Annotated in this window: 21 protein-coding genes; 12 read left to right on the plus strand and 9 right to left on the minus strand. The window is 65.8% G+C overall.

All coding sequences use genetic code 11. The features are described 5' to 3' along the window. Positions 1-54: 54 nt before the first annotated feature. Positions 55-1,455, minus strand: a complete 1,401-nt coding sequence (argH, locus tag ACFZCE_RS08530; RefSeq protein ID WP_390937954.1) for an argininosuccinate lyase — start codon at positions 1,453-1,455, stop codon at positions 55-57. Between the two features lie 113 nt (positions 1,456-1,568). Here argH and ACFZCE_RS08535 point away from each other — a divergent pair, with 113 nt between their 5' ends. The 8 genes from ACFZCE_RS08535 (at position 1,569) to rsd (ending at position 8,781) form a co-directional block, all read left to right on the plus strand. Then, positions 1,569-2,642, plus strand: coding sequence for a histidine kinase (locus ACFZCE_RS08535; protein ID WP_390937956.1), 1,074 nt, complete (start codon positions 1,569-1,571; stop codon positions 2,640-2,642). Further along, positions 2,639-3,385: a response regulator gene (locus ACFZCE_RS08540; protein WP_390937958.1), complete on the plus strand. Its 747-nt coding sequence runs from the start codon at positions 2,639-2,641 to the stop codon at positions 3,383-3,385. Before ACFZCE_RS08535 ends, ACFZCE_RS08540 begins: the two co-directional genes overlap by 4 nt. 69 nt (positions 3,386-3,454) lie before the next feature. Beyond that, on the plus strand, positions 3,455-4,396 hold the full coding sequence (hemC, locus tag ACFZCE_RS08545; RefSeq protein WP_390937959.1) for a hydroxymethylbilane synthase: 942 nt from the start codon (positions 3,455-3,457) through the stop codon (positions 4,394-4,396). After that, positions 4,393-5,154 (plus strand): uroporphyrinogen-III synthase, encoded by a 762-nt coding sequence (locus tag ACFZCE_RS08550; RefSeq protein ID WP_390937961.1) that lies wholly within the window; start codon positions 4,393-4,395, stop codon positions 5,152-5,154. Before hemC ends, ACFZCE_RS08550 begins: the two co-directional genes overlap by 4 nt. Positions 5,155-5,192: 38 nt before the next feature. Beyond that, the gene (locus ACFZCE_RS08555; protein WP_390937963.1) at positions 5,193-6,305 is read left to right on the plus strand and encodes a uroporphyrinogen-III C-methyltransferase; all 1,113 of its coding nucleotides are present in this window, start codon (positions 5,193-5,195) and stop codon (positions 6,303-6,305) included. Then, on the plus strand, positions 6,302-7,537 hold the full coding sequence (locus tag ACFZCE_RS08560; RefSeq protein WP_390937965.1) for a heme biosynthesis HemY N-terminal domain-containing protein: 1,236 nt from the start codon (positions 6,302-6,304) through the stop codon (positions 7,535-7,537). Before ACFZCE_RS08555 ends, ACFZCE_RS08560 begins: the two co-directional genes overlap by 4 nt. Before the next feature lie 114 nt (positions 7,538-7,651). After that, positions 7,652-8,140: a disulfide bond formation protein B gene (locus ACFZCE_RS08565; protein WP_390937967.1), complete on the plus strand. Its 489-nt coding sequence runs from the start codon at positions 7,652-7,654 to the stop codon at positions 8,138-8,140. Between the two features lie 167 nt (positions 8,141-8,307). Next, positions 8,308-8,781, plus strand: a complete 474-nt coding sequence (gene rsd / locus ACFZCE_RS08570; RefSeq protein WP_390937969.1) for a sigma D regulator — start codon at positions 8,308-8,310, stop codon at positions 8,779-8,781. A 46-nt stretch (positions 8,782-8,827) separates the two neighbouring features. Here the strand turns inward: rsd and ACFZCE_RS08575 are convergent, their stop codons facing one another. After that, the gene (locus ACFZCE_RS08575) at positions 8,828-9,487 is read right to left on the minus strand and encodes an FKBP-type peptidyl-prolyl cis-trans isomerase (RefSeq protein WP_390937971.1); all 660 of its coding nucleotides are present in this window, start codon (positions 9,485-9,487) and stop codon (positions 8,828-8,830) included. 201 nt (positions 9,488-9,688) lie between these two features. Here ACFZCE_RS08575 and ACFZCE_RS08580 point away from each other — a divergent pair, with 201 nt between their 5' ends. Continuing rightward, positions 9,689-10,687: an AlgP family protein gene (locus ACFZCE_RS08580; RefSeq protein WP_390937973.1), complete on the plus strand. Its 999-nt coding sequence runs from the start codon at positions 9,689-9,691 to the stop codon at positions 10,685-10,687. Positions 10,688-10,690: 3 nt separating this feature from the next. Here the strand turns inward: ACFZCE_RS08580 and ACFZCE_RS08585 are convergent, their stop codons facing one another. Then, positions 10,691-11,143 carry a TIGR02444 family protein gene (locus tag ACFZCE_RS08585; protein WP_390937974.1) on the minus strand — a complete coding sequence of 151 codons (453 nt, stop codon included), beginning with the start codon at positions 11,141-11,143 and terminating at the stop codon, positions 10,691-10,693. 50 nt (positions 11,144-11,193) lie between these two features. On the opposite strand from ACFZCE_RS08585, the gene ACFZCE_RS08590 reads away from it, so the two are divergent. Together ACFZCE_RS08590 and ACFZCE_RS08595 are read left to right on the plus strand one after the other, a co-directional pair. Continuing rightward, positions 11,194-13,110 (plus strand): ATP-binding cassette domain-containing protein, encoded by a 1,917-nt coding sequence (locus tag ACFZCE_RS08590; RefSeq protein WP_390937976.1) that lies wholly within the window; start codon positions 11,194-11,196, stop codon positions 13,108-13,110. Between the two features lie 18 nt (positions 13,111-13,128). Then, a complete protein-coding gene (locus ACFZCE_RS08595) occupies positions 13,129-13,761 on the plus strand; it encodes a LysE family transporter (RefSeq protein WP_390937977.1) in 633 nt (210 codons plus the stop codon). On the opposite strand, the gene elbB is transcribed toward ACFZCE_RS08595, so the two are convergent. Continuing rightward, positions 13,762-14,433 carry an isoprenoid biosynthesis glyoxalase ElbB gene (gene elbB / locus ACFZCE_RS08600; protein WP_390937979.1) on the minus strand — a complete coding sequence of 224 codons (672 nt, stop codon included), beginning with the start codon at positions 14,431-14,433 and terminating at the stop codon, positions 13,762-13,764. It lies immediately after the preceding gene. Positions 14,434-14,492: 59 nt separating this feature from the next. Beyond that, positions 14,493-15,077, minus strand: coding sequence for a VTT domain-containing protein (locus ACFZCE_RS08605; RefSeq protein WP_390937981.1), 585 nt, complete (start codon positions 15,075-15,077; stop codon positions 14,493-14,495). A gap of 290 nt (positions 15,078-15,367) precedes the next feature. Here ACFZCE_RS08605 and ppk1 point away from each other — a divergent pair, with 290 nt between their 5' ends. Further along, positions 15,368-17,572: a polyphosphate kinase 1 gene (ppk1, locus tag ACFZCE_RS08610; RefSeq protein ID WP_390937982.1), complete on the plus strand. Its 2,205-nt coding sequence runs from the start codon at positions 15,368-15,370 to the stop codon at positions 17,570-17,572. 50 nt (positions 17,573-17,622) lie between these two features. On the opposite strand, the gene ppx is transcribed toward ppk1, so the two are convergent. The 4 genes from ppx to ACFZCE_RS08630 form a co-directional block, all read right to left on the minus strand. Beyond that, on the minus strand, positions 17,623-19,125 hold the full coding sequence (gene ppx, locus ACFZCE_RS08615) for an exopolyphosphatase (protein WP_390937983.1): 1,503 nt from the start codon (positions 19,123-19,125) through the stop codon (positions 17,623-17,625). Positions 19,126-19,203: 78 nt separating this feature from the next. Continuing rightward, the gene (locus ACFZCE_RS08620; protein ID WP_390937984.1) at positions 19,204-19,932 is read right to left on the minus strand and encodes an ATP-binding cassette domain-containing protein; all 729 of its coding nucleotides are present in this window, start codon (positions 19,930-19,932) and stop codon (positions 19,204-19,206) included. After that, positions 19,919-20,569, minus strand: a complete 651-nt coding sequence (locus ACFZCE_RS08625; protein ID WP_390938632.1) for an ABC transporter permease subunit — start codon at positions 20,567-20,569, stop codon at positions 19,919-19,921. The genes ACFZCE_RS08620 and ACFZCE_RS08625 overlap by 14 nt, the downstream gene beginning before the upstream one ends. Then, a complete protein-coding gene (locus tag ACFZCE_RS08630) occupies positions 20,566-21,231 on the minus strand; it encodes an ABC transporter permease subunit (protein WP_390937986.1) in 666 nt (221 codons plus the stop codon). The genes ACFZCE_RS08625 and ACFZCE_RS08630 overlap by 4 nt, the downstream gene beginning before the upstream one ends. Positions 21,232-21,251: the final 20 nt, after the last annotated feature.

The raw sequence follows: 21,251 nt of genomic DNA on the forward strand, positions 1-21,251 counted from the left end.
GCGGCTTCTCCAAAAGGGGGGCAAAAGGCCGGGGCGCGGGGCCCCGGCCAGGGCTCAGGCGTTGCGCGCCGCCAGCAAAGCCTGGCCGCGGATCACCGCTGCCTGGACCTGTGCCGGGGCCGTGCCGCCGATGTGGTCACGGGCGTTGACCGAACCTTCGAGCGTGAGCACTTGGTAGACATCGTCGCCGATCTGATCGCTGAACTGGCGCAGTTCGGCCAGGCTCATCTCGGCCAGGTCCTTGCCGCTCTTGACCCCGTAGCCGACCGCGTGGCCGACGATTTCGTGGCAATCACGGAACGGCAGGCCCTTGCGCACCAGGTAGTCGGCCAGGTCCGTGGCGGTGGAGAAGCCGCGCAGGGCGGCTTCGCGCATGCTCTCGCGGCGCGGCTGGATGGCCGGGACCATGTCGGCGAAGGCCCGCAGCGAGTCGCGCAGGGTGTCGGCGGCATCGAACAGCGGCTCTTTGTCTTCCTGGTTGTCTTTGTTGTAGGCCAGCGGCTGGCCTTTCATCAAGGTCAGCAGGCCCATCAGCGCGCCGAACACCCGGCCGCTTTTGCCGCGTACCAGCTCGGGCACGTCGGGGTTTTTCTTTTGCGGCATGATCGAGCTGCCGGTGCAGAAGCGGTCGGGCAGGTCGATGAACTGGAACTGCGCGCTGGTCCACAGCACCAGTTCTTCGGAAAAGCGCGACAGGTGCATCATCGCCAGGCTGGCGGCGGCGCAGAATTCAATGGCGAAGTCGCGGTCCGAAACGCTGTCGAGCGAGTTGCCGCCCACGGCCTCGAAGCCGAGCAGTTCGCAGGTGATTTCGCGGTCGATCGGGTAGGTGGTGCCGGCCAGCGCGGCGCTGCCCAGGGGCATGCGGTTGGTGCGCTTGCGGCAGTCGACCAGGCGCTCGTGGTCGCGGCTGAGCATTTCGAACCAGGCCAGCAAGTGGTGGCCGAAGGTCACCGGCTGGGCGGTTTGCAGGTGGGTGAAGCCCGGCATGATGGTGCCCGCTTCACGCTCGGCCAGTTCCAGCAGGCCCTTTTGCAGGCGGGTGATTTCGCCGAGGATCAGGTCGATTTCATCGCGCAGCCACAGGCGGATGTCGGTGGCGACCTGGTCGTTGCGGCTGCGCCCGGTGTGCAGTTTTTTACCGGTCACGCCGATGCGGTCGGTCAGCCGTGCCTCGATGTTCATGTGCACGTCTTCGAGGTCGACGCGCCAGTCGAACTGGCCGGCTTCGATCTCGCCCTGGATGGTCTTCAGGCCATCGATGATACTGTCGCGCTCGGCATCGCTGAGCACGCCGACCTTGGCCAGCATGGTGGCGTGGGCGATCGAGCCCATGATGTCATGGCGGTACAGGCGCTGGTCGAAGCTGACCGAGGCGGTGAAGCGGGCGACGAAGGCGTCGACGGGCTCGCTGAAGCGGCCGCCCCAGGACTGATTGGTCTTTTCAAGGCTCATGACAAGGCTCGTTGAAGGCATCGGCGGAAAATGCCGGCAATCATAGCAGGCTTGCCCTCGCCAGCGCCCCTCCGGGTTATCTATTCTGACGTTTTGCCGTAAGGGCCAAGTGCGTGATCCGACGACGTGGTGATGTAAAAGCCAGGGTGCCCCGGGAGTTCTTCCTGCCGCAGTTGTGCGAGCCGCAGGCGCTGCTGATGCTGGTGCTGCTGGCCGAACTGCTGGTGCTGGTACTGGTGTTGTCCGAGCCGATGGCGGTGGGCTTCAACTGGGTGCGGCTGGCGCTGACGTCGCTGTTCGTGCAGTGGATCGTGCTGCTCAGCGCGGCCCTGCTGTGCCAGGCCCGGCCGTGGCTGGCGCGGCTGCACCCGGGCAGCGCCGGCGCGCTGTGCTGCCTGATCGTGGTGTCGCTGGCGCTGGCGGGAACGGCCATCACCGACCATTATCACCTCAGCGGGCCGGGGGCGGTGGAGGGTGTTTATCGCTACCTGCGCCATGGCCTGATCGCGGCGATCATGTCGGCCTTGCTGCTGCGTTACTTCTACCTGCAAAGCCAGTGGCGGCGCCAGCAACGGGCCGAACTGCAAGCGCGGCTCGAGGCGCTGCAAGCCCGCATCAAACCGCACTTTCTGTTCAACAGCCTGAACAGCATCGCCAGTTTGATCGTGATGGCGCCAGATAAAGCCGAGCAGGCGGTGCTCGATCTTTCCAGCCTGTTCCGCGCCAGTTTGCGCGCGCCAGGCACGGTGGTGAGCTGGGCGGATGAAGTGGCGTTGTCGAAACGATATTTATCAATTGAGCACTATCGTCTCGGCGAGCGTCTACAGTTGCAATGGAGGATCGATGATGTGCCCGATGATGTGCCGATCCCCCAGTTGACGCTCCAGCCGTTGCTGGAAAACGCGTTGATTCATGGAATCGCCCCACGCAAAGAGGGCGGGCAGGTCAGTATCGAAGCGAAGTACGACGGGGGAGTGTTCGTCTTGAGCGTCAGTAACCCTTATGACGAAGCCGCCAGTGCCCAGGTTTCTGGTGGCACGCGGCAGGCATTGGCGAACATCGAGGCGCGCCTTGGGGCACTTTTTGGCCCAGGAGCGGGTCTCACCGTCGAACGCCGTGACGGTCGTCACTCCACTTGTCTACGCTACCCATGTGCGAGACTCACGCAGGAATCCGGCCCTTTATGAATGTCCTGATCGTTGATGACGAACCACTGGCCCGCGAGCGGCTGACCCGCATGGTCAGCAGCCTCGACGGGTATAGCGTGCTGGAGCCCAGTGCCTCGAATGGCGATGAGGCCCTCACGCTCATAGATAATCTCAAGCCCGATGTCGTACTGCTCGACATCCGCATGCCAGGCCTGGATGGCCTGCAGGTCGCCGCCAGGCTGTGCGAGCGCGAAGCGCCGCCAGCGGTGGTGTTCTGCACCGCCCACGACGAGTTCGCCGTGGACGCGTTCCAGGTCAGCGCCGTGGGCTACCTGGTCAAGCCAGTCAGCCAGCAAGACCTCTCCGATGCCCTGAAAAAAGCCGAGCGGCCGAACCGTGTGCAACTGGCCGCGCTGACCCGCCCGGCCGCCGAGCGCGGCACCGGCCCGCGTTCGCACATCAGCGCGCGGACCCGCAAGGGCATCGAGCTGATCCCGCTCGACCAGGTGATCTACTTCATCGCCGACCACAAGTACGTCACCCTGCGCCACGAGGGCGGGGAGGTGCTGCTCGATGAGCCACTGAAGGCCCTTGAGGATGAATTCGGCGACCGCTTCGTGCGTATCCACCGTAACGCGCTGGTGGCGCGTGAGCGCATCGAGCGCTTGCAGCGCACGCCGTTGGGGCACTTTCAGCTGTACCTCAAGGGCCTCGGCGGCGATGCCCTGACCGTGAGCCGCCGGCACGTGGCGGGCGTGCGCAAGATGATGGGCAACCTGTAACGGCCGCGAGGCCGCGCAGGGCGGCGTGAACTGGTATTATCGCGGGCATTTACCCGTACGGATCGATCCATGCCTTCACGCCTCATCCGCATCGCGACCCGCAAAAGCGCCCTGGCCTTGTGGCAAGCCGAATACGTCAAGGCCCGCCTGGAGCAGGCCCACCCCGGGCTGCAGGTTGAACTGGTGCCGATGGTCAGCCGTGGCGACAAGCTGCTCGACTCGCCGCTGTCGAAAATCGGCGGCAAGGGGCTGTTCGTCAAAGAGCTTGAAACCGCCTTGCTCGAAGGCACCGCCGACATCGCCGTGCACTCGATGAAAGACGTGCCCATGGACTTCCCCGAAGGCCTGGGCCTGTTTTGCATCTGCGAGCGCGAAGACCCGCGCGACGCGTTCGTTTCCAACCGCTTCGACAGCCTCGAGGCGTTGCCCGCCGGCAGCGTGGTCGGCACCTCCAGCCTGCGCCGCCAGGCCCAACTGCTGGCGCTGCGGCCTGACCTCACCGTGCACTTTCTGCGTGGCAACGTGAACACCCGCCTGGCCAAGCTCGATGCCGGCGAGTACGACGCGATCCTGCTGGCCGCGGCCGGGCTGATCCGCCTGGGCTTCGAAGCGCGCATCCGCGCCCGGCTGGCGGTGGAGCACAGCCTGCCCGCGGGCGGGCAGGGCGCGGTAGGCATCGAATGCCGTAGCGCCGACGCGCACATCCACAGCCTGCTGGCGCCGCTGAACCACGCCGACACCGCCGCGCGAGTGCAGGCTGAGCGGGCCATGAACAAACACCTCAATGGTGGCTGCCAGGTCCCCATCGCCTGTTACGCCGAGCTGGAGCAGGGCGGCCTGTGGCTGCGCGGCCTGGTCGGCGACCCGGCCGGCGGCACGCTGTTGCGCGCCGAGGCCCGTGGCCCCCGTGAACAGGCCGAGCAACTGGGCGTTGCCGTGGCCGAGGCGTTGCTGGCCCAGGGCGCGGGTCATATTCTTGCCGCCGTGTACGCGCAGGCCCCCGACGCGTGAGTGCCTGGCGGCTGCTGATCACCCGCGCGCAACCCGGCGCGGATGCCCAGGCCCAAGCCCTGCGCGGCCTTGGCCATTACGCCAGTGTGCTGCCGTTGATGGCTATCGAGGCCCTGGCGCCCAGCGCGGCGCAGCGCGCGCGGCTGGCGGCGCTGGCTGATTATCAAGCGGTGATCGCCGTCAGCCAGCCCGCCGCGCAGTTGCTCGGTGAGCATCTCGCCGCCGAAGGCCTGGCGGCCCCTGTGCAGAATGTGTTCGCCGTAGGCGCTGCCACCGCGGCGACCCTGCGCGAATTCGGCCTGCCGGCGCAAAGCCCCCAGGGCGGTGAAGACAGCGAAGCGTTGCTGGCCTTTGCGCCGCTGCGCGCCTGCCTGGCGCAACCCGGCGGCCGGGTGCTGATCGTACGCGGCGAGGGCGGCCGCGAGGCCCTGGCTGACGGTTTGCTGGAGCAGGGCGCGGGCATCGACTACCTCGAACTGTACCGGCGCCGCTGCCCGGTGCTGGACGGCCGCGTGCTGCTCGGGCGGATAGAAGCGGAACGCCTGAATGCGCTGGTGGTCAGCAGTGGTCAGGGGTTCGAGCATTTGCACGCGCTGGCGGGCGAGGCATGGCCGGCGTTGGCCGGCCTGCCGGTGTTCGTGCCGAGTCAACGTGTCGCCGGCCTGGCAGTGGCGGCCGGCGCGCAGCATGTGATTGTATGCGCAGGCGCGGGCACTTCCGCGCTGGCGCAGCGCCTGGTTGTGAGCGCGGTGCCCTGACCCTTTGCGGGGGCCGCCCAACACTTAAGGAATAGAACGTGAGCGAGAAAGACCTTCCCCAACAAGACCAGCCCCAACCGAGCGTACCCCCGAAGCCGCCGGCCGCGGCCCCCGCCAAGCCCAACCGTGGCGGCAAGGGCCTGGCCGCCGTGGCGCTGCTGGTGGCGGCCGTTGGCGTGGCGGTGGCCGGCTGGGGCGTGTGGCAGTTGCGTACGCTCACCGCCAGCCACCAGCGCCAAAGCACTCAAATCGAATCGCTCAGCTCGCAGTCGCAGATTCTGAAGCAGACCGAGCAGCAACTCGACGCGCGCCTGGCGCAGTTCCCCCAGCCCCAGGAGCTCGAAGAGCGCCGGCGCCTGGTGGCCGAGTTGCAGGGCGACCAGCAACGGCTGAGTCAGCGCATCGAAACCGTGCTCGGCGCCAGCCGCCAGGATTGGCGCCTGGCCGAGGCCGAGCACCTGTTGCGCCTGGCCAGCTTGCGGTTGTCTGCGTTGCAGGACGTGACCAGCGCCAAGGCGCTGGTCGAGGGCGCCGACCAGATCCTGCGCGAGCAGGATGACCCGGCCGCCTTCGCCACCCGTGAACAATTGGCGCGTACCCTGGCCGCGCTGGGTAGCGTGGAGCAGCCGGACCGTACCGGGCTGTTCCTGCAATTGGGCGCGCTGCGTGATCAAGCCGCCACCCTCTCGGCGCTGGCGCCGGAGTTCCAGGCCCAGGGCGGTGCTGCGCCGCTGCCGGCGACTGAAGACGGCTGGCTGCACTGGCGCCGCTACTGGCAGAAGATTTCCGGGTTCTTCCGGGTCGATTTCAACCCGGATGCCAATGTGCGCCCGCTGCTGGCCGGGCAAAGCCTGGGGCAGGTACGCCTGGCCTTGAGCCTGGGCCTGGAGCAGGCCCAGTGGGGCGCGCTGAACGGGCAGAAGGCTGTGTATGACCAGGCCCTCGACCAAGCCCTGCAAGTGCTGACCAGCAGCTTCAACCAGGACAACGTTCAAGCCCGGCAGCTGCGCGAGCAACTGGTGGCGCTCAAGGGCAAGCCGGTCGAGGTGCAAACGCCCGACATCAGCGCCAGCATCAACGCCCTGCATGCCTACCTCGCCCAGCGCCACACGCCGGAGCCCGCCGCGCCGCGCGAAGGAGGCACGCCATGAAGCGCCTCTATACGATCATCTTCGTGGCCGTGCTGCTGGCGTTGGTGCTGGGCTTGGGCATCGCCAAGCAACCGGGTTACATCCTGATCGACTACCCCCACGTGTTCCGCTATGAGTCCGGCCTCTGGGCGACCCTCGGGGCGCTGTTGGCGATCGGCTTGGCGGTGCTGCTGGTGGTGGCCGCGGCGCGGGTGCTGCTGGCGTCTTCCGGGGTGGTCAACCCGTGGTCGCGGCGCAACCGCCGCCGGCGCATCGATACCGCCGTTGCCCAAGGCCAGGTCGACCTCGCCGAGGGCCGCTGGAGCAGCGCCCAGCGCCACTTGCGGATCGCCGCCGAGGCCGAACGCTACCCGCTGTTCTATTACCTGGGCGCCGCCCGCGCCGCCAACGAGCAAGGCCATGCCGAAGACAGCGACGCCCTGCTTGAGCGGGCGCTGGAGCGGCAACCGCGAGCGGAGCTGGCGATTGCCCTGAGCCATGCCCAGTTGCAGCTTGACCGTGGCGACGCCGCCGGCGCCCGCGACACCCTCGAGGTGATGCGCGAGCGCTTCCCGAAAAACGTGCAGGTGCTGCGCCAACTGTACCGCCTGCACCTGCAGCAGGATGACTGGGCCGCGCTACTGCGCCTGCTGCCTGAACTGCGCCAGCACAAGGTGTTGCCGAGTAAAGAGCTGGCCAGCCTCGAGCAGCAAGCCTGGCGCGAAGGCTTGCACCTGGGCGTGCCTGGCCAGGGCGCCAGCCGCGAAGAACTCGACGCCGCCTGGCGCCAGTTGAGCGCCGCGCAACGCCAGGAGCCACCGCTGGTGCTGGCCTACGCCGAGCAACTGCGCCGGGGCGGGGCCGCGGTAGAAGCGGAAGAGGTGCTGCGTGCCGCCCTCAAACGCCATTACGACAGCCACTTGGCCCGGCTCTACGGTTTGGTGCGCGGGCGTGACCCGGTCAAGCAGTTGCAGGCCGCCGAGGCCTGGTTGGGCCAGCATGGGGATGACCCGGGCCTGCTGCTCACCCTGGGCCGCCTGAGCCTGCAAAACAGCCTGTGGGGCAAGGCGCGGGATTATTTCGAGGCCAGCCTGCGCCAGCAACGCAACCCTGAGGCCTGCGCGGAGCTGGCGCGCTTGCTCGGCCGGCTGGGCGATGCCGAGCGCAGTAACCAGCTGTTCCAGGAAGGGCTCGGGCTGCTGGATGAGCGTTTGTTGGCGCTGCCGTTGCCGGCGGCGCCTCGTGTTGTCTGATGAAACGTTTCCCCCTGAGAAAAATCGGACATCTCTGGTGGGCAGGCGCTTGAAACCCTGCTCGCCTATCCACTACCGTTGAGCCCCTGTTCACCGGCTTCCAGGACTCGCTCGATGCTGCTGGCCCCCGTGCGCCTGTTGTTCATGGCCGCTTTTCTGATCAGCGCAGGGGCGCTGGCGGCGGCCTATGCCGTGCAAACCTGGGCCTACCTGACCCCTTGCGCACTGTGCTACACCCAACGTGCCTGGTTGGCTGCCGCCGCCGTGTTGAGCCTGCTGGGCATCTGGCTGGCGCCCCGGGCGGTGCTTGGCCGCGCGTTCGCGCTGGCCCTGCTTGGCTGCTGTGGCGCCGGCGCTGCGGCTGCGTTGCGCCAACTCTGGTTGCAAACCCAGGTAGAGCCGGCCCAGGCGCTGGACCTTCTCAATGCCGACAACGGCACCCGGCTGCATGCGCTGCCGCATTCCCTGGCGGCCTACGTGCTGGGCACGCCTGACTGCGGGCTGGTCAATTGGTCGTTCCTGGGCCTGAGCTTGCCGGAGTGGAGCCTGCTCAATTTCTGCCTGCTAGCGGCCCTGTCGGCCGGCGCGATTTTGCGTCGCTGATGGCACGCTGCTAGCTATCAAACGCCCGTATGAACTTATTAAAACCCACCGCTTGATGGCATCGGCGCGGGGGCATACTCTCGCTACAGAACTGGAGATTACGGTACCGCTGTTCTCGCCTGGCGGGCAGGCGGTGTCGTCGCCAAGGGCCATAGGAAGACAAGACCATGCTGGAAAGTTGTCATAACGCACAGGAGCGCTGGGGTGGCGTGCATTTGCTGATCGATCGCTGGCTGCAAGCCCGCCGCGAACTGATCGCCACGTTCGAGCGGCTGAGCGGCCTGCCGGAAACCAGCCCGCTGACCCGCGACCAATTGCAGGAATTCTGCGGCACGCTGGTCGACTATTTCTCAGCGGGGCACTTCGCGGTATACGAGCAACTGATCGGTGAGGCCAAGGCCTTTGGCGACAACGGCGCGGTGGAACTGGCCGAGCGTATCTGCCCACGCCTCGAGGCGCTGACCGACCAGGCCCTGACCTTCAACGACCATTGCGACCAAACCGACTGCACGGACCGCCCTGAACTGCAAAAGCAGCTCAAGGCACTGGGCGGCTTGCTGCACGAGCGCTTCGAACTGGAAGACTGCCTGATCGAAGTGCTGCACACCGCGCACAGCCGGGAAGATACCGAGCCTGCCTGAGGCTACCCTCGCTTAACGGCCCTCGTATCGCCCAAGCCTAACCGCCTCAACCCGCGACATCGAGCAACTCGATGTCGAACACCAGCGGGGTGTAGGGTGGTATCAGGCTGCCGGCGCCGTCCGCCCCGTAAGCGGCCGGAGAAGGAATCACCACCCGCCACTTTGCGCCCTTCGGCATCTGCTGCAGGGCGATACGCCAGCCCTCGATCACGCTGCCCAGGGTGAACCATTGCGGCTGGTCGTTCTGGTCGAACACGCTGCCATCCGGCAGGCGCCCCACGTACTTCACCTGCACCCGCCCGCTGGCGCTGGGCTTGGGGCCGTTACCGGCAACCAGTTCCGTGGCCAGCACGCCGTCGCCGATTTCTCGCACATTGGGTTTGCTGCGCTCATCGCTGAGAAACTGGTTCTCCGCCACCAGGGCGGTTTCTACCGGTGTGCTGGGTGCCTCGCCAGCCTGCGCGTCATGGTCGGCGAGGATCTGCTGCATGCGCTCGGCGCTGATCGCCAGCGGTTGCTGTTTGTAGGATTGCTGCAACCCCTGCACCAGCGCGTCGAGGTCCAGTTCGGGCATGCCCTGGCGCAACCGCTCGCCCAGGCTGGCGCCCACACTATAGGAAAGATCGTGGTTATTCGGCGGGCTTGGGTCTTGGGCCATGGCCAGCGGGGCAACTAGTAAAGTAGCGAGTAACAGATAGCGCGGCATGAAGGGCTTCTCCTGAGGCTGTTGGAATTATTGCCCGTACGCAGAGGGTTTTTAAACCGTGAAAAGGCCGTGCCATCGCCGGGGCGGGCAAAAAAAGCGAAAAAACCGGTGAATACCCCGCGAAACCCCCGGAAATGGTCTAGCCGCTGACATGTTCGAGGACTAACATGGCAACTATCCATGTCAGTCAGGAGGAAAGTCATGTCGGCTAACAAGAAGCCTGTAAACACTCCGTTGCACCTGCTTCAACAGCTCACCGGCAATTTGCTGGAGACCCTGGAAAGCGCATGCGCCAAGGCCCTGGCTGATGCTGAGAAACTGCTGGCGAAGTTGGAGAAACAGCGAGTAAAGGCTCAGGAAAAACTCCACAAGTCGCGCACCAAGATTGAAGATGCTGCCGCCGCGGGTAAATCCAAGGCCCAGGCCAAAGCAAAAACCGCTGTGGCGGAACTTGAAGCCCTGCTCGAAGGCCTGCAAAAGCACCAGGGTGAAACCCGCCATTACATCGTTTCGCTGAAACGTGATGCCCAGGAAAGCCTCAAGCTCGCCCAGGGTATCGGCAAGGTGCAAGACGCTGCCAACAAGGCGTTGGAACAGCGTAAAAAAGCTGCCCCGGTGAAGGTCGCTGCCAAGCCCGCCGCCAAGCCAGCGGCCAAACCTGCCGCCAAGGCCGCGCCGGCCAAACAAGCTGCCGCTAAAGCCGCCGCCAAGCCAGCCGCTGCAAAGCCGGTTGCCGCCAAAGCCGCCGCCAAGCCAGCCGCTGCCAAGCCAGCCGCTGCCAAGCCGGTTGCCGCCAAAGCCGCTGCCAAGCCAGCCGCTGCCAAGCCAGTTGCTGCTAAAGCCGCTGCCAAGCCTGCCCCTGCCAAGCCAGTTGCTGCTAAAGCCGCTGCCAAGCCTGCCCCTGCCAAGCCAGTTGCTGCTAAAGCCGCTGCCAAGCCTGCCGCCGCCAAGCCGGTTGCTGCTAAAGCCGCCGCCAAGCCAGCCGCTGCCAAGCCGGTTGCTGCTAAAGCCGCTGCCAAGCCTGCCGCCGCCAAACCGGCTGCCAAGCCCGCCGCCAAGCCAGTAGCCGCCAAGCCTGCGGCGCCTAAAGCCGCCGCCAAACCGGCTGCGGCCAAGCCTGCCGCTACCCCGGCCGTGGCACCCGCGCCTGCTACGCCAGCCCCCGCCAGCGCCACGCCGCCGGCTTCCAGCGCTTCCTGATGCTCAGCTAACGCCGGCGCCAAGCCACACCTGCAGGGCCTGCTCATCCAGGCCTTGCAGGCTGCTGGCCAGCCATGCCTCGAGGTCTTGCGCCTGGTCGGGCAGCCAGCCTTCGGTAGCCCGTTCCAACCGCTCCAGCAATTCCTTCTCTGCTGCCAACTCCAGCGCCTTTACCTGCTCGCGCAGCGCTTGCAGCACCGGGTCGTGGGCGGCGTCTTCGCGCCACTGCTGGCGCAACTCGCGCAGCGGCGTGACCACCTGCCCATGCCAGGGGCCGGCCACTTCTCTCAAGGTTTGCTCGCGCTCCGGCCAATACCTCACGCCGCGCTGGCCAAGCCAGGCCGCGCACAGCAGCAGGCACACGTTCGCCCCCGCCGCCTGCAAGGCCAGGCAGGCCGGTTCTACCCCCGGGCGCGCGTACCAATGCACGGCGAACGCCCACAACCCCTTGCTCATCACACACCCCACGCCAGTACGCCGGGAAACTGATAGACTCCGGCGCCATTATGATCCGAATCCAAGACCTCACTTTACAGCGTGGCCCCAAGCGTTTGCTGGAGCACGCCGACATGACCCTGCACGCTGGGCAAAAGGCCGGCTTGATCGGCGCCAACGGCGCGGGCAAGTCTAGCCTGTTCGCCCTGCTGCGCGGTGAACTGCTGCCCGACGCTGGCGAGTGCGACCTGCCCGCCGATTGGCGTATCGCCCACATGCGCCAAGAGGTCGACGACCTCGAGCGCGTGGCGGTGGAGTACGTGCTCGACGGCGACCAGCACCTGCGCCAGGTACAGGCCGGGCTGGCCCGCGCCGAAGCCGCCCACGATGGCGCCGCGCTGGGCCAGTTGCACGCCGACTACGACTCCGCTGGCGGCTACACCGCCGACGCGCGGGCGCGCAAGCTGCTGGCGGGGCTGGGCTTCAGCCACGAGCAGATGAGCCGCCGGGTGGGGGACTTTTCCGGCGGCTGGCGGATGCGCCTTAACCTCGCCCAGGCGCTGATGTGCCCGTCCGAACTGCTGCTGCTCGACGAACCCACCAACCACCTGGACCTCGACGCCATCCTTTGGCTCGAAGACTGGCTCAAGGGTTACGCCGGCACCCTGCTGTTGATTTCCCACGACCGCGACTTCCTCGACTCGGTGGTCGACCACGTGGCCCACGTGGAGCAGGCCCGGCTAACGCTCTACCGCGGCGGCTACAGCGCCTTCGAGCGTACCCGCGCCGAACGCTTGGCCCAGCAGCAGCAGGCCTATGAGAAGCAACAGGCGCGCCGCGAGCACATGGAAAAGTACATCGCCCGCTTCCGTGCCCAGGCCACCAAGGCCCGCCAGGCGCAAAGCCGCATCAAGGCCCTGGAGCGCATGGAGGAAATCAGCGCCGCGCACGTCGATTCGCCGTTCGAATTCGGCTTCCGCGAGGCGCTCAAGCTGTCCAGCCCCTTGCTCGACCTGGCCGAAGGCCAACTGGGCTACGGCGACAAAACCGTGCTGGAGAAGGTCAAGCTGCAGCTCACCCCCGGTGCCCGCATCGGCTTGCTTGGCCCCAACGGGGCGGGTAAATCCACGCTGATCAAAACCCTGGCCGGTGAGCTGCAGCCGTTGGGCGGCCGCCTGCACCGCGGCGAGAACCTGGTGGTGGGGTATTTCGCCCAGCACCAGCTCGATTCGCTCGACGACAGCGCCAGCCCGTACCTGCACCTGCACCGCCTGGCCCCGACCGAGCGCGAGCAAACCCTGAAAGACTTCCTCGGCGGCTTCGACTTCCGTGGCGCGCGCTGCGACGAGCCGGTGCTGAACTTCTCCGGTGGTGAAAAAGCCCGCCTGGCCCTGGCATTGATCGCCTGGGGCCGGCCCAACCTGTTGCTGCTCGACGAGCCGACCAACCACCTGGACCTCGAGATGCGCCTGGCGCTGACCATGGCCTTGCAGGAGTTTGGCGGCGCGGTATTGGTGGTGTCTCACGACCGCCACCTGCTCAAGAGCACCACGGACCAATTCCTGCTGGTGGCAGACGGCAAGGTCGCCAACTTCGACGGCGACCTCGAAGACTACACCCGCTGGTTGGCCGACTACCGGCAGCGTTCGGCGCCGGTGCCCGCCAGTGGCGAGCCCGCCGCCGACAAAACCGACAAAAAGGCCCAGCGCCAGGCCGCGGCCGCGCTGCGCCAGCAGTTGGCGCCGCACAAGAAGCAGGCCGAGCGCCTGGAAAAAGACCTCGGCGAGGTCCAGCAAGGCCTGGCGCAGATCGAACACAGCCTGGGCGACGCCGGTGTCTACGAGGCCGGCCGCAAAGACGAGCTGCGTGACCTGCTCGCCCGCCAGGCCAAGCTCAAGGCACGTGAGGGCGAGCTGGAAGAAGCCTGGCTCGAAGCGCTGGAAACCCTCGAAGCGATGCAAGCTGAACTCGAAACCCTCAACGCCTGATCACGGGAGCTACACAGGATGGCGCTGCACACCTGGCTGGGTTTTTTTGTTGCGTGTTGGGTGATCAGCCTGTCCCCCGGGGCGGGCGCGGTGGCGTCGATGGCGTGCGGCCTGCAGTACGGCTTCGCCCGCGGCTACTGGAACGCGCTGGGCTTGCAGCTCGGCCTGCTGCTGCAGATCGTGGTGGTGGCGCTGGGCGTGGGCGCCTTGCTCGCCACCTCGGCCACGGCGTTCGCGGTGATCAAATGGTTTGGGGTGTTCTACCTGCTGTTTTTGGCCTACAAGCAATGGCGCGCGCTGCCCACCGAAATGGCCGAGAGCGTGGCGGTGCGGCCGATCGGCAAACCGTTGGCACTGATGTTCCGTGGGTTTCTGGTCAATGCCAGCAACCCCAAGGCGATCGTGTTCATGCTGGCGGTGCTGCCGCAGTTCGTTGAGCCGCAGGCGCCATTGTTCGGCCAGTACGCGATCATCGCGGTGACCATGATCAGCGTCGACCTGATCGTGATGGCCGGCTACACCGGCCTGGCCGCGCGGGTATTGCGCGCGCTGCGCTCGCCGCGCCAGCAGGTGCGGGTCAACCGCACCTTCGCCGGGTTGTTCGTCGGTGCCGCCAGCTTGCTGGCACTGGTGCGCCGCGCGCCGGCCTGATCACGCCTGCGCGGGTTCGGCCTGGGCCAGCTCGATCACTCGGTCGACCAACTTGTTGATGCCCGCCGCGGCCTCGCCAATCGACTGCGCGCTCATATAAGCCGGGGTGCTCACCAGCTTGCGCTCCACGTCCTCGACGATGTCGTCCACCTCGCATTGCTGGTGGATGGCGCCCATCTGCGTCAGGGCTTCAGCGGTTTGCGGGTCTTTGCCGATGGTGCAGGTCACGGTGGGGCCGTAGATCTTCGCCGCCAGCGCGGGTGAAATGCAGATCAGCCCCACCGGCTTGCGCTCTTCGGCGAAGGCTTCGGCCAGGGCCAGTACATCCGCTTGCACCTGGCAGCGCGGACCTGCGCTGGCGAAGTTGGAGAGGTTCTTGGCCGAGCCGAAGCCGCCGGGGATGATCAGCGCGTCGAACGCTTCAGCGCTGGCGTCGCGCAGGTCTTTGATGTTGCCGCGGGCGATGCGCGCCGCCTCGACCAGCACGTTGCGCTGCTCGCCGGTGGCCTGGCCGGTGAGGTGGTCGACGACCTCGAAGCTGATGTTCGGCGCGAAGCACTGCACCTCGCAGCCACGTTGGTCGAGGCGCAGCAGGGTGAGCACGCTTTCATGGATTTCGGCGCCGTCGTAAACGCCGCAGCCGGAGAGGATGACTGCTACTTTGCGGGGCATGGCGGGGGCTCCTTAGGCAATTGTTAGGTTGATCCCGAACACTGCCTGGCGTTCCCCAATCAGGGCTTTTCGGCCTGCTCGGCGCGCCGGGCGATGCGCGCGGCCTTGATGCGGCGGCTGATCCACAGCAGCCCGCCGAGCAGCAGGAACGCGCCCAGCACCCACAGCTCGTATTTTTTCACGTTGCCGAGGATGCCCTCGAGCACCGAGCCAAAGTGGTACGCCGCCTGGGCCAGCACCACCGCCCAGACGATCGCGCCAATGCCGTTGAGGATCAGGTAACGGCGTGGCGGGTAGCCCGACAGGCCGATCGCCACCGGCATCACCGTGCGCAGGCCGTAAACGAAACGGAAGCTCAGCACCCACAGGTCTGGGTGTTTGCGGATGTGCTCCAAGGCCCGGTCGCCCATGCTTTGCCAGCGCGGTTTGCGCGCGAGCAGGCGCCGGCCGTGCCGGCGGCCGAGGAAATACCACAGCTGATCACCGGCATAGCTGCCCAGAAATGCAACCAGCATCACCAGGTTGATGTCCATGTAGCCACGAAACGCCAGGAACCCGGCCAGTACCAATATGGTTTCGCCTTCGAAGAAGGTGCCGAGAAAGAGGGCCAGATAGCCAAAATTTTGCAAAAAATGTTGGAGCATTTTTCAGGTGCTGGCGAAATGAACGCGCAGCCTAACCCTTACAGGGAATTCATGAAAGTGTCCAAATGTGTCTTCGCGTGAACATTTAGGCTGGTGCGGCGGTATTTTTAGTGTCAAAGGTTGTCATGGGATTGTCATGCAATCGTCTTATAACGGTGTGCACTTGCCTCCCGCGCGCCCGGCAGCCTAGCCCGTGACCTCGCCCATGCAGCCTGCGTCACCCTCTATGTGCCACGGTTGCCCGCGCCGCCCACTTTGCCGAAGGGGCTATGGCCCTCCAGGAATTTCTGATGAACAATGAAGCGCTACCCGACTCTTCCGTGAAAGAGGCTATTGCAGTGTTGGAACCTGTCGTCGAAATGCCCGCCGAGGCCCCGGCCGCGCCCGTGGAGGCGCCCACGCCGGCGCTGGTCGTCCCGAGCCTGGACGACAGCAGCCTGTACATTCACCGCGAGCTGTCGCAGCTTCAGTTCAACATTCGGGTGCTGGAGCAGGCCCTCGATGAGAGCTACCCGCTGCTCGAGCGCCTGAAATTCCTGCTGATCTTCTCCAGCAACCTCGACGAGTTCTTCGAGATCCGCGTGGCCGGCCTGAAGAAGCAGATCAACTTCGCCCGCGAGCAGGCCAGCGCCGACGGCATCCAGCCGCACCAGGCCCTGGCGCGCATCAGCGAACTGGTGCACGTGCAGGTCGAGCGCCAGTACGCGATCCTCAACGATGTGCTGCTGCCAGAGCTGGAAAAACACCAGGTGCGGTTTATCCGCCGGCGCTACTGGACGCCCAAGATCAAAGCCTGGGTGCGCCGTTACTTCCGTGACGAAATCGCCCCGATCATCACCCCGATCGGCCTCGACCCGACCCACCCGTTCCCGTTGCTGGTGAACAAAAGCCTGAACTTCATCGTCGAGCTTGAGGGTATCGACGCCTTCGGCCGCGATTCGGGCCTGGCGATCATCCCGGCGCCGCGCCTGCTGCCGCGGATCATCCGGGTGCCGGAAGACGTCGGCGGCGCCGGCGACAACTACGTGTTCCTGTCGTCGATGATCCACGCCCACGCCGATGACCTGTTCCAAGGCATGAAGGTAAAAGGCTGCTACCAGTTCCGCCTGACCCGCAACGCCGACCTGTCGCTCGATTCCGAAGACGTCGAAGACCTCGCCCGCGCCCTGCGTGGCGAGCTGTTCTCGCGCCGTTACGGCGACGCCGTGCGCCTCGAAGTGGCCGACACCTGCCCCAAGGCGCTGTCGGATTACCTGCTCAAGCAGTTCAGCCTGAGCGAGAGCGAGCTGTACCAGGTCAACGGCCCGGTCAACCTGACCCGCCTGTTCAGCATCACCGGGCTCGACAGCCACCCGGAGCTGCAGCACGCGCCGTTCACCCCGGCGATCCCCAAGCTGCTGCAGAACGCCGACAACCTGTTCGCCACCATCAGCAAGCAAGACGTGCTGCTGCTGCACCCGTTCGAGTCGTTCACCCCGGTGATCGACCTGCTGCGCCAGGCCGCCAAAGACCCTCACGTACTCGCCGTGCGGCAAACCCTGTACCGCAGCGGCGCCAACTCCGAGATCGTCGACGCCCTGGTCGATGCCGCGCGCAACGGCAAGGAAGTCACCGCGGTGATCGAACTGCGCGCGCGCTTCGATGAAGAGTCCAACCTGCAGCTGGCCAGCCGCCTGCAGGCCGCCGGCGCGGTGGTGATCTACGGCGTGGTGGGCTTCAAGACCCACGCCAAGATGATGCTCATCCTGCGCCGTGAAGGCGGCGAGATTGCCCGCTACGCGCACTTGGGCACGGGTAACTACCACGCCGGCAACGCCCGCCTGTACACCGACTACAGCCTGTTGACCTCCGACGATGCGCTCTGCGAAGACGTGAGCAAGCTGTTCACCCAGCTGATCGGCATGGGTAAAACGCTGCGCATGAAAAAACTGCTCCACGCGCCGTTCACCCTGAAGAAGGGCATGCTCGACATGATCGCGCGGGAAACCCAGTTCGCCGTGGAAGGCAAGCCGGCGCACATCGTTGCCAAGTGCAACTCGCTGACCGACGCCAAGGTGATCCGCGCGCTGTACAAGGCCAGCCAGGCCGGGGTGCGGGTTGATTTGATCGTGCGCGGCATGTGCTGCCTGCGCCCGGGCATTCCGGGGGTGTCGCACAACATTCAGGTGCGCTCGGTGATCGGCCGCTTCCTCGAGCACACGCGCATCTACTACTTCCTCAATGGCGGCGACGAGCAGCTGTACCTCTCGAGCGCCGACTGGATGGAGCGTAACCTCGACCGCCGCGTCGAGACCTGCTTCCCGGTCGAGGGCAAGAAGCTGATTACCCGGGTGAAGAAGGAAGTCGAGGCGTACCTGACCGACAACACCCATGCGTGGATCCTGCAGCCCGATGGCAACTACCAGCGGCTGCAACCGGTGGGCAACCAGAATGCGCGCAATGCGCAGGCGGCGTTGCTCGATCGGTTGAGTACCCAGGCGCTGATCGTTCGCTGAGCCGGCCTCTCGCCCGGCTGTGCCGGGCGAGAGGCGCTAAGGCGCTAGGCCTACTGCACCACCAGGGTAAACTCCAGCCGCGCCAGCCACAGCGCTTCCTGCTCGAAGTCCGCCTGGGTCAGCTGGTGGTTCTCCAGCCAGCCGTCCGGGAATTTCACTTCCAGGCTGTCGCCGTCTGCCTTGAGCGTGACGGTGGGCATTTCCTGGGTGCCGCGGATGTGGTGGAACAGGATCGCAAAACGCAGCAGCACGCACAGGCGGATCAGCTTGATGCCTTCGTCGCCGAACTCGGCGAAGCGGTCGCGGGGGATGTTGCGGCGGTGGCCGCGCACCAGCAGGCCGAGCATTTGCTGGTCTTCACGGGAGAAGCCGGCCAGGTCGGAGTGCTCGATCAGGTAGGCGCCGTGCTTGTGGTAGTGGTAGTGGGCGATGTCCAGGCCCACTTCGTGCACCTTGGCCGCCCAACTGAGTAGGTCGCGCCAGATGCCGTCGTCGAGGTCCCAGGCGGCGACCACCTGGTCGAAGGCATGCAGCGCCTTGCGCTCGACCCGTTCGGCCTGTTCGAGGTCGACATGGTAGCGGTCCATCAACGACTTCAGGGTGCGCTCGCGCACGTCTTCGTGCTGGTGGCGGCCCATGAGGTCATACAGCACGCCTTCACGCAGGGCGCCTTCGCAGTGATCCATGCGCTGCACCGCGGCGGCGTCGAAGATCGCCTCGAGGATGGCCAGGCCCGCCGGGAAGATGCTGCGGCGGTCGGGCTTGATGCCGTCGAAGTCGATCTTGTCGACATCGCCCAGCTTGAACAGCCTGCGCTTGAGCCAGGCCAGGCCGTCGGGGGTGACTTCGCCAGAGGTTTGCCCGCCGGCCTTGAGCGCCGAGCCGATGGCGCGGATGGTACCGGAGGAGCCAATGGCTTCGTCCCAGCCCAGCCGGTTGATGGCGGTTTCGATGTTCATGATTTCCAGGCGCGCGGCGGTGTAGGCCTGGGCGTAGCGCGCCGGGGTGATCTTGCCGTCGCGAAAGTAGCGCTGGGTGAAGCTCACGCAGCCCATCTGCAGGCTTTCGCGCATCAGGGGTTCGAAGCGCTGGCCAATGATGAACTCGGTGCTGCCGCCGCCGATGTCGGTGACCAGGCGCTTGCCGGGGTTGTCTGGCAGGGTGTGCGACACGCCCAGGTAGATGAGGCGGGCCTCTTCGCGGCCGGAGATCACCTCCACCGGGTGGCCAAGAATGGCCTCGGCGCGGTGGATGAACTCGGCGCGGTTACGCGCCTCGCGCAGGGCGTTGGTGCCGACGATACGCACCGCGCCCAAGGGCAGGCCGTTGATCAGTTGGGCGAAGCGCTTCAGGCAATCGAGCCCGCGCTGCATGGCCTCTTCGGTCAGCTGGCGGTTTTCGTCAATGCCCGCGGCCAGTTGCACCTTCTCGCCGAGCCGTTCGAGGATGCGGATATCACCCTGGTGCGGCTTGGCAACCACCATATGAAAACTGTTCGAGCCCAGGTCGATCGCGGCGATCAGGGACAAGTTGGTAGGCTTTAAGGGTGGCATGGTCAGCGCTTCTCGAAGATCAAGACCGCCATCGTGCCACTTTCCGCCGCCCGCGCCAACGCTGGCGCGCCGCCGGGGTTACTGCTGCATGCCAATGAATTGCGCCAGCTCAGGGGTTTGCGGCTGGGCGAACAGCACTTTCGGGTCGCCGCTTTCGTGCACCTTGCCCTGGTGCATGAACACCAGTTTGTCGCCCACTTCGCGGGCAAACCGCATCTCGTGGGTGACCATGATCAGGGTCATGCCATCGGCGGCCAGCTGGCGCACCACCGCCAGCACTTCATTGACCAGCTCAGGGTCCAGCGCAGAGGTGATCTCATCGCACAGCAGCACCTTGGGCGACATCGCCAAGGCCCGGGCGATCGCCACCCGTTGCTGCTGGCCGCCGGAGAGGCGGTCGGGGTAGGCGTCGTATTTTTCCGCGAGGCCAACCTTCTCGAGCATTTGCCGGGCGAGTTTTTCCGCTTCGCGGCGCGGGGTTTTTTTCACCACCTGGGGCGCCAGGGCGACGTTCTGGCCCACGCTCAGGTGCGGGAACAGGTTGAACTGCTGGAACACCATGCCCACCGTTTGCCGCAGGCTGCGCAAATCGGCGCGGGCAGCGTCGAGGTACTGGCCGTCGACCTCGATCACCCCGTCGTTGATCGACTCCAGGCCGTTCAGGGTGCGCAGCAGTGTGCTTTTGCCCGAGCCGCTGCGGCCGATGATCGCCACCACCTGGCCTTGCTCTACCGTCAGGTCGATGCCCTTGAGGATGTGATGGTCGCCATAGTACTTGTGCAGGGCGGACACTCTAAGCAGCGGCATGCAGCCTCCTTTCCAGGTAGCGGGCGGTCAGCGAGAGGGGATAGCAAAGCAGGAAATAGCCCAGGGCCACGAAGCCATAGACCAGGAACGGTTCGAAGGTGGCGTTGGCGATCATGCCGCCGGTCTTGGTCAGCTCTGTGAAGCCGATGATCGAGGTCACCGCGGTGCCTTTGACCACCTGCACGGAAAACCCCACCGTCGGTGCGATGGCGATGCGCAGGGCCTGTGGCAGCACCACGTGGCGCAACTGCTCGAGGCGGTTGAAGGCCAGGCTGGCGGAGGCTTCCCACTGCCCGTGGGGTACTGCCTCGACGCAGCCGCGCCAGATTTCAGCCAGGTAGGCGCTGGTGAACAGGGTGAGGGCGATGGCCGCCGCGGCCCAGGCCGACACGTCGCCGCCCAGCAGCGAAACACCGAAGAACACCAGGAACAACTGCATCAGCAGTGGCGTACCCTGGAACAGGTCGATCCAGGTGCGCGCCAGGTTGCGCGGCAGGCCATGGCTGGAAATACGCATCACCATGATCACCAGGCCCATCAGCGAGCCGCCGATGAACGCCACCAGTGACAGCAACAGCGTCCATTGCAGGCCGGTGAACAGGTTGCGCACGATGTCCCAGAGGGTGAATTCCATCAGCGGCTCCTCATGATGAAACGGCGGCCGATCCAGTTCAGCAGCAGGCGCACGGCGATGGCCATCAGCAGGTACACCAGGGTGGTCAGCAGGTAGGTTTCAAAGGCGCGGAAGTTGCGCGACTGGATGAAGTTGGCCCAGAAGCTCAGCTCCTGGGTGGCGATCTGCGAGCACACCGCCGAGCCGAGCATCACGATGATGATCTGGCTCGACAGCGCCGGCCACACTTTGCCCAGCGCGGGCTTGAGGACCACGTGGCGGAACGCCTCGGCGCGGGTCATGGCCAGCGCGGCGGCGGCTTCGAGCTGGCCGCGAGGGATGGCCTGCACCCCAGCGCGGATGATCTCGGTGCTGTAGGCGCCGAGGTTGATCACCATCGCCAGCACCGCGGCCTGCCATTCACTGAGCTGCACGCCCAGCGAGGGCAGACCGAAAAAGATGAAGAACAACTGCACGATGAACGGTGTGTTGCGGATCAGCTCGACGTACACCCCGAACACCTGCGCGAAGGGGCGGATGCGCCAGGCGCGCAGCACCCCGCCGATGATGCCCAGGGCAACCCCCAGCACCGCGCCGATGGCGGTCAGCTCGAGGGTGAACAGCGCCCCTTTGAGCAGCAGGTCCGTGTGGGCAAGCACGGGCTGGAAATCGAAGCGGTAGGCCATGGAGCACTCGCAGGCTGAGG

Source organism: Pseudomonas sp. NPDC007930, from assembly GCF_042958985.1.
In the GTDB taxonomy this organism is placed as follows: domain Bacteria; phylum Pseudomonadota; class Gammaproteobacteria; order Pseudomonadales; family Pseudomonadaceae; genus Aquipseudomonas.